This is a genomic window from Bacteroides sp. RCH18, from assembly GCF_058231005.1.
In genome coordinates this window covers 421,365-435,011 of record NZ_JBIPTC010000001.1, presented here as the reverse complement: position 1 = coordinate 435,011, position 13,647 = coordinate 421,365, and the positions used below count along the sequence as shown (strand labels likewise).

General features: G+C 42.9%; 7 protein-coding genes. 2 read left to right on the top strand and 5 right to left on the bottom strand.

All coding sequences use genetic code 11. From position 1 onward, the window contains the following. Positions 1–14: 14 nt before the first annotated feature. Positions 15–2,447 carry a sensor histidine kinase gene (locus ACHLI0_RS01620; RefSeq protein ID WP_490748309.1) on the top strand — a complete coding sequence of 811 codons (2,433 nt, stop codon included), beginning with the start codon at positions 15–17 and terminating at the stop codon, positions 2,445–2,447. A gap of 39 nt (positions 2,448–2,486) precedes the next feature. Then, complete coding sequence (locus ACHLI0_RS01615; RefSeq protein ID WP_055217769.1) at positions 2,487–3,032, top strand: GNAT family N-acetyltransferase; 546 nt, start codon at positions 2,487–2,489, stop codon at positions 3,030–3,032. A gap of 480 nt (positions 3,033–3,512) precedes the next feature. Here the strand turns inward: ACHLI0_RS01615 and ACHLI0_RS01610 are convergent, their stop codons facing one another. The 5 genes from ACHLI0_RS01610 to ACHLI0_RS01590 form a co-directional block, all read right to left on the bottom strand. Continuing rightward, on the bottom strand, positions 3,513–5,921 hold the full coding sequence (locus ACHLI0_RS01610) for an ABC transporter permease (protein WP_490748308.1): 2,409 nt from the start codon (positions 5,919–5,921) through the stop codon (positions 3,513–3,515). 205 nt (positions 5,922–6,126) lie between these two features. Further along, positions 6,127–8,331 carry an alpha-L-rhamnosidase-related protein gene (locus tag ACHLI0_RS01605; protein ID WP_490748307.1) on the bottom strand — a complete coding sequence of 735 codons (2,205 nt, stop codon included), beginning with the start codon at positions 8,329–8,331 and terminating at the stop codon, positions 6,127–6,129. 6 nt (positions 8,332–8,337) lie between these two features. Further along, on the bottom strand, positions 8,338–10,197 hold the full coding sequence (locus tag ACHLI0_RS01600; RefSeq protein WP_490748306.1) for a right-handed parallel beta-helix repeat-containing protein: 1,860 nt from the start codon (positions 10,195–10,197) through the stop codon (positions 8,338–8,340). Between the two features lie 19 nt (positions 10,198–10,216). Beyond that, on the bottom strand, positions 10,217–12,313 hold the full coding sequence (locus ACHLI0_RS01595; protein ID WP_490748305.1) for an aceric acid hydrolase: 2,097 nt from the start codon (positions 12,311–12,313) through the stop codon (positions 10,217–10,219). Between the two features lie 135 nt (positions 12,314–12,448). Then, positions 12,449–13,183, bottom strand: a complete 735-nt coding sequence (locus ACHLI0_RS01590; RefSeq protein ID WP_055217761.1) for a DUF5131 family protein — start codon at positions 13,181–13,183, stop codon at positions 12,449–12,451. Between the last annotated feature and the right edge of the window lie 464 nt (positions 13,184–13,647).

Here is a 13,647-nt window from a genome sequence, read left to right as displayed (position 1 = left end):
CAAGAGCAAACAATATGGAAGGGCAATTGAATTTGGACTGTGAACGATTTCAACAAATTACTCAAATGGCGAAAATGGGATGGTGGGAGTCTGATGTAAAAAATCAACAGTATATTTGCTCTGATTTTATCGTTGATCTGTTAGGACTTGAAAGCCATCGGATCAGCTTTCAAGAGTTTCATCACAGGATACGCGAAGATCACCGCACGCGTCTCAGAAACGAATTTATCTCTCATTCAAATCTTGAAACTTATGAGCAAATGTTCCCTATCCAAGCTAAAAACGGAGAAATATGGGTATATTCCAAGATCAGTTTCAGAAAACCTGATAAAGAAGGATACAGAGACATATTCGGTTATTTGCAATACGTGGACAAACCTGCGGAAAACAGATGCGGAAACATCGACTTCTTTCATGTAAACAGTCTGCTTTATCAGCAAAACAGCATCTCCTATTCATTGCTCGCTTTTCTGCAATCCGATAATATCGCGGAGATAATCAATCAAATATTAGGTGACCTGCTTAAACAGTTCGGAGGAGACCGTACCTATATCGTCGAAATAGACAGAAAGAAAAGGGTTCAGAATTGCATGTATGAAGCTACGGCGGAAGGGGTATCCGAAGAGCGGGATAATCTGCAGGATATACTTTGGGATGAATCTTTTTGGTGGAACAGGCAGATTTCAAACAGGAAGTCCATTATTCTGAATACTTTGGACGATATGCCCCAAGAGGCTCAGGAATACCGCAAGCTGCTCGAATCACAGAATATTAAGTCACTAATGGCAGTTCCGCTCATATCCAAAGACAAAATATGGGGATATATGGGCATTGATATGGTGAAGGCTTATCGCAGTTGGAGTAATGTAGATCTTCAGTGGTTTTCTTCATTGGCAAACATTATCAGTATATGCATAGAACTGCGCAAGTCCGAACTTCAAGCGAAGGAAGACCGACTGGCACTGGATCATAGAGAAAAGATTCTCCGTAATATCTATAAGAATCTGCCGGCTGGTATCGAACTTTACGATAAAGACGGTTATCTGATTGATATCAATGATAAAGAACTGGAAATATTCGGCTTAACTGATAAAAATGAGGTCTTGGGGATCAATCTGTTTGACAATCCCAATATTCCGCAAGAAATAAAAGAGAAGCTAAGGGCGCGGAATGATGTAGACTTTTCAATCAATTATGATTTCTCCAAAATAAATAAATATATAGAAACTCAACGGAAAGGAGTCATTAACCTCACTACGAAAGTAACTACGCTTTATGACTCTCAGAATCAGTTCATCAACTATCTGTTTATCAATATAGATACAACAGAAACCACCAATGCATACACCAAGATACAAGAATTTGAGAATCTGTTTCTCCTGATTGGTGATTATGCCAATGTGGGGTTTGCACACTTCAATGTACTGACCAGGGATGGCTATGCCCAAGATACATGGTATCGGAATTTAGGTGAAAAAGAAGGGACTCCTATGACTGAAGTAATTGGAGTATACTCACATGTACATCCTGAAGATCAGGCGGTTCTGAAGAGTTTTGTCCGAGGAGTCAAAGAAGGGAAAGCTACCAGTTTGCGGAATGAAGTCCGTGTTAGCAGAGAGAACGGGAAATATACATGGACCAGTATCAATGTTATGGTCAGAGATTATCGTCCGGAGGAAGGCATTATCGAAATGCTGTGTATCAATTATGATATTACCACTCTGAAAGAGACTGAACAGAAACTGATTATCGCCCGTGATAAAGCGGAAGAACTGGACCGTCTGAAATCTGCTTTTCTGGCTAATATGAGTCACGAAATCCGTACTCCGCTGAATGCGATTGTCGGCTTTTCCAGCCTGTTGGCAGAAACCGAAAGCAAGGAAGAATGTCAGGACTATATCAAGATTGTACAGGATAATAATGACCTTCTCTTGCGACTGATATCTGACATTCTCGATCTTGCGAAGATAGAGGCAGGAACATTCAACTTTGTATATGCCGACTTGGATGTAAATGAGGTCTGCTCTGAAATTATCAAGTCCACTGGTATGAAAGTGAAAGGAAATATCAAGCTCCTTTTTGAAAAACAAATCCCCGAATGCCATATCTATACAGATAAGAACCGGTTTATGCAGGTGATCACTAACTTTATAAATAATGCACTAAAGTTCACCCATGAGGGGACTATCGCTTTGGGATACGAACAGATATCTTCTCAGAAAATAAGGTTCTATGTGCGCGATACAGGCGTTGGAATCCCTACCAGCAAGATAAACAGCGTATTCGAACGTTTTGTAAAACTGAACAATTTTGTCCAGGGAACGGGACTGGGACTTTCTATCTGTAAAAGCATCATTACACAGATGGAAGGAGAAATCGGGGTAGATTCAACTGAAGGAGCAGGCTCCTGTTTTTGGTTTACACTTCCTTACCACACAAATGAGTGAAAAAAGGTATATCTTTGCACTTCATTTATTACCATTATTATGCAGACTTACATAGAAACATCCCGTTTAATTCTCCGCGATTGGAAGGAAGAAGATATTCCGGCTTTTGCCCGCATGAACGCCGACCCTCATGTTATGGAATTTTTTCTCCATCCGCTGACTCCGGAAGAATCACTTGCTTTTTATCACCGTATCCAAAATGAGTTTCAGACCTGTGGCTTTGGCTTGTATGCTGTAGAACGTAAAGAAGATCATGCTTTTATGGGATATACCGGACTGCATCAGATCACATTTGACGTTGATTTTGCTCCGGGTATAGAAATCGGCTGGCGATTGGCGCACGAATATTGGGGACGTGGTTATGCTCCGGAAGCAGCAACCGCTTGTTTGGAGTATGCTCGTAAGAGTTTAGATATCAAAGAATTGTTCTCGTTTACTTCTCTTCCCAACCAACGTTCGGAAAGGGTGATGCAGAAAATAGGGATGGAACGGGTTAGAGAATTTGGTCATCCGCTTGTTCCGGCTGAGCATCCGTTACATAGACACGTGTTGTATCACATAGATTTAAGAAAGCATTCATCGTAAGGTATTCAGTGCAATGACATAAAAAGAGAAAGGGAGTAATGTATCAATAATTTATCGATTCACTTAGAAGATACAGAACTTTTCAAAATCAGCACCAACATCTATACGAAAGACATTGACTAATGATACAGTAACTTCCAGTCATTTTAATAAATTCTTTCATCGTTTATTATAAACGTCCCCCAAGTTTATTATAAACTAGGATTTCGATCTTACTGCAAGGAATATCAATTTTAAGCAACAAAAAGGGCTGCAATTCCCATAAAGAATCGCAGCCCTTAGCTTGTGTCAGACTATCTAACAAGCATTACCCGGAGTGGGAATGCCTGCAAACTGTTATTATATTATACTTATTATTGCTCATTTTTTCGTCTATATTATCAATGTTATCGAATTTACTTCCGGTTTTCACTTACAAAGATACAACATTAAAAGTGGTTTGTCAAGTCCTCCATGCTTCTTTCATACATCCATTCAGATTTATTCCGTCTTTATAATCTCCGCAGGATTAATTCGTGCCGCCTTATTCACTTGCCAGAACAATGTACCTGCGGAAATAGCTACGACAACCAACAAAGCCATCACAAAGATAGAAATGCTTACCGGAGTTTTGACCACAAAATCTGATGTATATATGTATATCAGATAGTATGATAATGGCATCGTGAGTAATGTTGCACCGCCTATAATCCATATATATTTGCGGAACAGGATGGAATAAAGATTTCTGAGCCGGGCACCATTCACTTTCCGGATGGCTACTTCCCGATATCGCTGGCGGATATCAAATAACGAAAGACCAAATAATCCCAAAGCGGAAACAAATATAGAGATAGTGGCAAAAAGGGTGAAGACAGTTGCAATGCGGCGGTCGTCCTGATACAGTGCCCTAATATCATCTTTTAGCCAACGATAATCGAATTCATTAGAGTTATATATGTCTTCCCTGCATTTCTTAAGATAATCAACTAATTGTTTTTCTTTTCCCGGCACACAGGATATTTGACACTGGGCATTAATTCCTGCGCTGGATATCATATATATAATCGGCTTTTTACCAGCAGTCAAATGTCCAGAGTAATAATCTTCAATAATAGCCTGTACAGGCATCAATGACAATCCACCTTCTACTATTTTACCATTAGATATAGAACTCCAAAGTGAACTTTCACCTTTGACGAATGCATCTTCCCGACGGGTATAACCAAAAGCTTTTAATGCCGCTTTGTTCATAGCTACCAGATAATCGGCATGTCCATTTACTTCATCGGGCAATGAACCATCAACTATATGCAATCCATATAACTTAAAGAAATCCACTGTTACCCACATCATTGCCATATTTAACTTTCCTCCCTTATCATTTATCATACTTGACATGCTACCAGCCGATAAAATGCCTTCGCGACCAGTATCTCCGGCAAACCAGTGTTCAATATATGGGCATTCATTCAGCTTCTGTTCCATAACTTCTCTGTCATGCCACCGCTTATTTTGTATTTCCTGGCTATCCTCCCACCATTGGTTAGGAAGCTTTGGCATCAGATCAGCATATAAAATTCCTTCGGTTCTGAAACCCGGAGGTGTATTCAGCAGGAAATGAAGATGATTACTAAAATACAACGATAAGATGATCAGTAAAAGAGTGATACTATATTGCACAAATAAGAAAAGGGTGCGTGTTTTCACTGACTGACGTGAAGTACCAATCGTACTTATAGACACGACCGGAGGCAAATAATTGTATTTAAGATAAGGATAAATCGTTGTCAGCAGTGGCAACAATATAAATATTACCAAAGAGAGCTGCCAATCGAAAGCTGTATACATAACGTTGCTTTCCAGCAAACGATTGGCATATCCTGAAAACATCTCTATAAAGAACCATGCGAAAAATAAAGCGATGAGTACCATCAAGACATTCTCTGTCCATAACTGAAGAAAAAGTGTACGACCTCTCATGCCAAATACTTTCCTGATGCCATACTCCTTGGAACGCTTTAGCATAAAAACCAAATAGATATTGACGAAATTGAGAATACCTGCCAAAAGGAGCAACAGGCATACACAGGACAGTACCCATAAATGAAATCGACTGCTGTAATGCCACATTTCCGGTGCGTCGGCTTTTGCTGCTAATATCTTATTCCAATAAAGTTCACTGACAGGAATAAAATCATAACGTATACGGTAACCGCCATCAGCTTGACGGTAAATATTACTAATAGCGTTAATGGCATCTACATCCACTCCCGGCATAAAACGGATAAGTTCAACCAGCATCTTTCCCCATCCTCTTTCTCCATTCTTGAGTTCGAGGTTTAAAACGATGTCAAATGTTAACGAAGATTTACATGCCGGTTCATCCAATACACCACAGACAGTGAGAAGATGACCACCGGAATAACTTAGTTTTTCTCCAATTGGATTTTCCTTTCCAAATACACGCTCGGCAAACTGGCGGGTAACAAGTACATCATTGGGAGCTTTCATTGGTGTACCACTGAGGGGATACGTGAAGAAATGAAAGAAAGCGGTATCTGCCGCTAATAATTGTACGGTATACGGCTTACCATTTATGGCAACATTATCATTGCTGAAAGTTACAAAACGGGCCTTTTCCTTCACAGCTTCCGGAGAATAGAAAACTGTATCTGCTCCACTATATCCATCTGATACACTACCTGCAAATACATTCCCATCAATATCCCGAAGCGGTATATATACATTTTCAGCATCTATGCAATGAGTATTTACTTGTGTCTCCTGATGAATATAACGTACCAGTATGATTGTACACGCCAGACTTAATGACAAGCCGACAATATTAATGACTGTATATGATTTGGAGCGCACAAGGAAACGCCATGCATACTTTAGTGTTTTCATTATATTCTGTTGTTTGCAGAAGAATACTTCAAATCCTGTGCCAAAACATAAAGCGTTATATACTAGCAATTTATATTTATCAGCATATATTCTTTTTGTGCATATACGCACAAAAAGAGTGCGATAATGCACAGATAGAAAGACCTCCGGCCTATTGCCGCTATAGCAATACAACCGGAGGCCTTATTTCAATCTGAATCTCTGACTACAAACGATAGGTAACAATCCTTTCTTCCGGAGAATCAATCCAAAGGCGCCATACACCTTCCGAAACCTTCTCCACTGTTCCCATATTGGCTTTTGGCTGACGGCGACTCTGGATGGTCAGATAACCTTTTCCTTCCGTGGCCTTCACTTTAATGGTTTTATTATCCATGTAGACATGAAGGTCTCCGTTCGGAGTAGGTACGGTACCTTTCATCCATTTCAAGCCTCCCAATACCGGACTGACAGCAAACTCTTTATAACCCTCTTTCGTTGGTTTGACTCCCAGATAGTATTTGCCCAGCAGATAAATTGGACTTGCTCCCCAAGCGTGGCACAAGCTCTTTCCGTATGGGCGGCCATACATGGCAAGATGCTGTGTTCCGCTTTCCTCCGGATTATATTTCTCCCAAAAAGAGGTTGCTCCTTCTTTCAACATTCCACCCCAGTAAGCTTTCATTTCTTTCATTACAGTCTCCTGCTCACCAAGAGCACAAAGGGCTTCCAGTTCGTAAAAACGCATATAAGGCGTCGTTATTTTCAGAATCTCATCATTCAGGAGAACGGACTGTTTAATGGCCTGCTGCTTATCCGCATTCAGATAATCAAAGAAAACAGAGAACATATTAGCGTATCGGGTTACGGCATCACTCTGACGTCCATCCACACAATTGTGCACAAATGCCTGTTTCTGATTATTCCAGAAAGCCGGCTCTAATTTTGCTTTTAACGCAGAAGCTAACTTCTCATATTTTTGTTGTCCGCTCTTATCTCCGACTAAGTCTGCGCAAAGTGCCATCGTCTCCAGACTCCGGCAAAACAAAATCTGTTCGAAAGAAAGTTCTCCCTTTTTGTCTAAATAGCCATCCGCCCAGTCCACAAATACCCAGTCGCCGGACATTCCTTCCACCATACCATTCTTATTCGTACGTCCCAATACATAATCCATCATTGTTTGCATACGTGGATATAGCTGGTTGACGAAATGCCGGTCACCGCTATACATATAATAGTCATATACGCTTAAGAACCAGTAGAAAGTGTAATCCATAATGGTGTTGCTATGGCTGGTCACCGGATCTTTTCCACGAAGTAGCCAGATGGTACGCTTCACGGACTCACTGTCAAAGAACAGATAATAATTCATCAGATAACTTTGGATGGCATCGCCACTCCATACCCAACGGTCGCGCTTGATACCGTCTATAAAAAACTCGCGTGTAGTAAGATGCATCGTGTATGCTCCCACTTCCCAGATACGGTTCAGTTCCTCGTCGTTACAACGGAAGTTGCCACGATATTCTTCGGGAAGATATTCATATTGCATGGATACTTCACCAATTTGTACTTCCGGTTCGTGAGTGATGTATACATAGCGGAATGCTTTGCTGTTCTCCAGTGTATATTCATTATCAGAATGATGCAAAGGAGATGTGCTGCGAATAGCGAGGTCAGTGATCTGTCCAGGCTCCAGCAGGAGTTTATCTAATGTTTCGCAATATGCTTTGTCTTTCGCCTCTTCCGGACTTTCACCATAATAGAGGTCAATCTTTCCTTTGCCCGAAAGATTCTTTAATGTGATAAATCCGAAAGTTTCTTTTCCAAAATCATACAGTATGCCTCCTTCCGGCTGTTCTGTTTTAGCGACAGGTTGCTGAGGTTCACGCATCAGGCTGAATTGGGAAGGACGTTGAGTGGCACCGTCAAAGTTCCAGCATCCGGCATCCATATAGATGGTGGCAGATGTGTCACTAGCCTTACCGCTTTCATCGATCCATTCCTTATCTTCATAAGTTACCCGCCAGGACGAATCAGAGTTTACCGTCTTTCCTTTCACATAGATAGTGGGAGGCGTTGCCTGATTCCATACTTTAATATTCAGGCTATGTTTTCCTGCCGGAAGCAGCAAGGTTTCAGGCATTCCGAACTGAAGTTTCCCGTCTAGCTTCACATTATATGTTCCCTCGGCTGTAATAAACACTTCTTCCGGTTCGGAAAGATTCAATACTTTGCTGAACTCTACGACTACATAATGACTGTCTGTTTTCCAAAAAGGAGGAAAAAAAGCACCACGTTCCGTACGTCGGTTGTTCATCTGGTTGCCCAGCCAGATTTCATAGTCCCCCGGATACCATATCCAAGTTTGGGCAAAGGTGCTGCTTGCCAATGACAAGGCACCCAGAAGTATCATGCATTTCTTTTTCATTTCTTCTTATTTCTTCAAGTCCCTATATCCGGCTTCCAATCCTGCACGTTCACGAATGACTGTATCTACCTGCGGACCATTGTTCTCCCATACATTTCCGGGACCGTTCGCATTTTGCAGATACTTCTCCCCTTCCGTCCAGTTATCGCGTACAGTGATAAAAGAAGAGCCTTCGTCCGTATAGAGATAAAACCAATGATTGGGATCGTGTACATAACTTGGCTTATAAATGCTATGTACGCAATTCTCAGTTACATAACTTTTCGGCTGCGAGCCCAGTGTATAAATTCCGGCTACGTCATACATATGCTTTGCATAGTGATGAATCAGATTCGCGTGCACTCTGTTGTTACGCATACAGTTCACTGTCTGCGTCCAGCCCCAGCCAAGGCTGATGCCGCTATAAGGAACTTCGCAGATTTCATTGTGTTCTATATTAATATCTTTCACATACCCCGCAAGGATTGCAAGACATCCCCAATCTTCATTACCCACTTCGGTAAAGTAGCAATTACTGATTTGTTGATGCGCGCATACTTCCCGAAGGTCGGTAGGGTCATAAGGCAAATGTGTTTCATGGGCAGCCGGAGAGAAACTGCCGACCACCAGTCCGTTCCCCGTAATATCACGGAAAAGACAGCCACGAACGACACCACCCTGCACGGCTTCTTCATAATCCAGTCCGGTTGAGCCTAAATGCTCGAACCGGCAGCGCTCAAAGTCGATCTGATTGGCAGCAGCCACGCTTACAGCTGCGGCAGGACGTCCCAGCCATCCTTGATTATCCAAGGGATGATTCAGATAGTCCCGTTCCATTTTCGGGTCAATACGATAACCGTCTGTCAGATACATTCCCGCCTGAAGAGGAACATGGCCTTTCTCAGACGGACGCATCCAAGTTGTATAAGAGAACGTAATTTTCTCAAAACGGATATGTGAAACAGGACGGTCGAACGTCCCTTTTACTTGTATCAATGTCTCTATGGCAGGCACTATCACTTCCGTGCCGGCATCCTGCATCTTCTCTTCTTCCCGAGGATAATAATAGACTTTACGGGCATCTATATCGTGATACCATTCTCCCGCTACATCCAGTAGTTCACGGGCATTCGTCAGATAAAAAGCAGAATTATGCCCATCTGTCGTTACCATCGGACGCGGCCAGGGATGCTCAAACTGAATCCGGCTCTCCGGCTGATGAAAACGTATGGCGGCACTGTCTCCAGCCAGTTCGACAGAACGAATACGAAGATTGGCCACACACCACATCTGATGCAATACCATCTCTGCGTATTTGGCCTTCAAAGCCCCTTTTCCGTCTACCAGTCTGCGTATGGCAACCGCAGGAACATAAAGAATCTCATTCTTCTCATCCACACTGCAAATGCGGTTCATCTTCTCAAAATCCTCTACGTCACGGGCACGGACAGCTTTCTTACCATTCACCCATAACTGACGGAAATCCAATGGCCGCCCGTTGAACATGGGCACATCCGCTACCCAAAGTTTTCCCTGCTTCTTCCATCCACCGATCCGGATGCCGCCACTCAATACCACTTTTTCATCAGCTACCGGACGGATCACCGTGGGAGAATCCTCCGTCCCGCTGTCTTCCGGACGAATAAACACCGGTTCATAGAGTGCATATGTACCGCCTTCCATGCAGATCGTAATTCCTCCCCGCACCCGTTCATCATCTGTCCGGCGCCATTCGCGTGCCTGGCGCAAAGCAGAAGTCAACGTCGCTTTCGGAGATGGACGTGTGCCGTCATTGAGATCATTCCCCTGCGGCGAAATCCAGATTTCACCTGCTGACAGCAGATGTGCACCCAGCAGGCATATAGTTGTTACTAATAACTTTTTCATTTTTCTTTTGTACAATAGGTTATCTTGCAAGCGGTATCCATACTGTCATCTCTCCTTTACCTCTGTTTCCCCATGCATAATAAGGAATCAGACGAATATCCACTGTTTTCTCTGCTTGGACAACCGGACGATAAAGCACGCCTTCCCAAGACTCAGACGATGCCAGACGCGCTTTCCCTTCCAGGGCTACTATCGAACTGCCTTCAATCGTCGTTTTCTTCGGAGTCAGCTTTATGTCGGCAGGAATCAAGATGTTATCGATCTTTTCTCCATTTGCAATGTCCATACTCTCCAAGCAGTAAACCAACGGACCACGTTTCACTACCACCTGATTACGGATTTCTTCTGCCAACGGATGAGCTTCGAGCAGACAAACAGGCATATCCATGACCAGTTCTACCACATCTCCTTTCTTCCATGTACGGTTCACTTCCGCATAGGTATTTGCCTTGGCATTCATGGATACTGGTTGACCGTTCACTGTCAACGCAGCTTTCCCGCACCATTCCGGAATACGGAAGAAGAGGGAGAAAGCACCTGCTTTACGGGGCACTTTGTTCAACGTTACACGTACATTACCTTCCCAAGGATAGTCCGTTTCCTGCACCAAAGCAAGTTCCCCCTTGTCTTTCCAGTTTGTAGTCAATGTATTTGCACCGTACAGGTTGCAATAAATCCCTTCCGGACTCAATGTATAGGCATAATTCTGCGCCTGACAAAGCGTGCGCAATGTATTGGGCGGACAACAGAAACAACTGATATATTCCGTCCGTTCTTTCGGCCAACGGAGTGTATAAGGCAGATCGGCACTGATACGAAGAGGATTCGTATAGAAATACTTCTTTCCATCCAGACTTATACCACTCAATACACTATTATAAAGACAGGTCTCCACAAGCTCCGCATACTTGGCATCTCCCGTTACTTCCAGCATGCGCCAGTTGAACAGCATATTACCAATGTTGGCACAAGTTTCGTTATGTGCCGTACTGTTCGGCAACTGATACGGACGACCGTAGCTCTGATGCACTTTCTGAATGCTATCCGGTTCATAGCACGTTCCATCCGGTGAGGTGCCGTCATACAAAGCACCGCAAGCTCCGGTCACGTACATCTTTCGGGTGACAATATCGTTCCAGATACTAGTCAGGTTCTTCATCAGTTGTTGTTCCCCCGTCTCCGCATACACATCTGCCACACCTGCATACAGGTAATTGGCACGTACGGCGTGTCCCATTGCACGATATTGGTCACGGAAAGGGATACGGTCCTGATTATCGTCCGTGCCGCTTTCTACCATACCGCGAATGTCAATCAGGTTTTTTGAAAGTTCCAGATAACGGGGATTTCCTGTAGCACGATACATCTCCACCACTCCCATATAGTGTGAAGGGCAAATTGCATTGCGTGCCAACTCGGCAGAAGCCGTCTCATAGAAGTGGCAAAGGAAATCCGTAGCTTTCACGGCAGCATCAAAAAGAGTTGTTTTTCCGGTAGCACGGTGATGAACGATACCTGCCATCATCAGGTGTCCCAGGTTATACGTTTCAAAATTCAACCGATTGGCAAATGCACCTTTTTCGTCCTCGGAGCCTACTTTCGTACCAATCACTGTCTGTTGTTGGGAATCAGCCAGCGTATGGCTGTCTATTCCCTTATTCAGTTCTTCTATAACAACCGGCGTATGTATATAACCATCTGCACGCTGGGCTTTTACGACACAAGCAATAAAGTTGTCCATTAACTTGTCCAATTCCGGATCTTTATTGACAGCATACACAGAAGCGACTCCTTCCATCCACTTGTACATATCTCCATCATGGAACGGAGGTCCCCAATGTTCTCCCTTGCATACACCGGCAGCAATCTCAAAATTACGGAAACCATGAGAAACTTCCGGCGTGTTCCATGTATTCCACATACTCTGCAAGGAAGTTCCGCTAAATACATTAAAACGCTCTCCCCAGAATCCATTCGTCCAGTGTACGGCATCTATTCCGGTATTCGCCATCTTTGCATAACGGCTCTGACTCATATCCGTCAGCCCATTGCTCTGCGCAAATGCTCCCGTGACGGAGGCGGAAGCTAAAAAAAATAACAGCTTTATCTGTTTCATTTAATATGGATAATTTTAAAATTTACACACTATCTCTTTAAGGAGAGACGTGATTATCCATATTTTGTACTCAATAAAGGGATGTGAAAGCTGTCCGACAGCCTTCGCATTCCTTTATTCCTATTTGTTCTTTCGTTATTTTTCGGGAGTATAATTCAGTTCCGCTTTCCTCGCCTGTGAGTGCTGGAACTGTCGGGCGACTTTATACTCATGTCCGTCTTTCAACAGATAACTTCCTGTCTGCTTGAACCAGAAACCGACATGAGCTTCCACACATTGACGGCGAATGTCCAACACCCAGTCATAATTGCAAACGCGGGCTTCCTTACCGGACTCTCCTCCTGCCACTACCTGCTCTACCCATCCTTCCAATTCTCCCCTAAAATCAATCTGACTAAGAAGGGGTTCACAGATAATAATTTTATGTTTAATAGGACTTTCTTTATAAATAGGTAAGCGATAATCGACTCTGTCCTGATTCTCCATTGTACAACAAATTGTCACATTGTCGTATCCATCTCCCCAATCCGGTGGCAGGCACTGTTGCAGTCTGTCTATCCGCTTCGTAATAAATATAAAATGAAGGTCCTGTCGTATCCGCATCATTTCCCATGCTTCGGCACGCCATTCATCCGCATCTTCAATCAGAAAATCAGAGGTAAAACAGGTATATACTAAATTTCCCGAGGGTATCTTATACTCTCCATTCTTTTTCTTCTGCAAAGGCAAACCGAACTTTTCCGTCTTTGTCACCACCGAACTGTCTTTTCCGTATTTGCCATCCGTACGATATACATAGCAGTGGCGGCAGCCTTCACTCCATTTGTGACAGCCGTGCCATAAGTTCCACATTGATGCTTTCCCGCCCATCTTCTTTTTTTCTTCAAATGTATGCTTTATCTGTTTCATAGGCAAATTTTCATTCAATATCCGATAGTCAGGGTAGATAGATATAAATAGTGCATCTTCTTTCTCGCTTGAAAAAAGATGCACCAAACACAAACAAAACAAACAATAGAGCTACCTTCACAGGCGGCCGGTCCGAAAGGACCAATACTTTTGATAGTGAAATCTCACTTCACAAATATCCGTATATTTGGGGACTAGCCAAACTCCATCCATGTCGGATACAAACAATCAATGTTTCGAAAGGTGACTAATACTATGACTCAAGGAAAGAAATGTTGCGGAATATAAAAAATAAGACCGGAGAAGAAGATCCTTTTGTACTATTTGTATAATCAAGAAAAAATAAATTTCATTTATTAAAATTCGATTAAATCACGTCGGTAATCACTCCATAGCAGTTTATATAATGTATAAAAGTACACTTC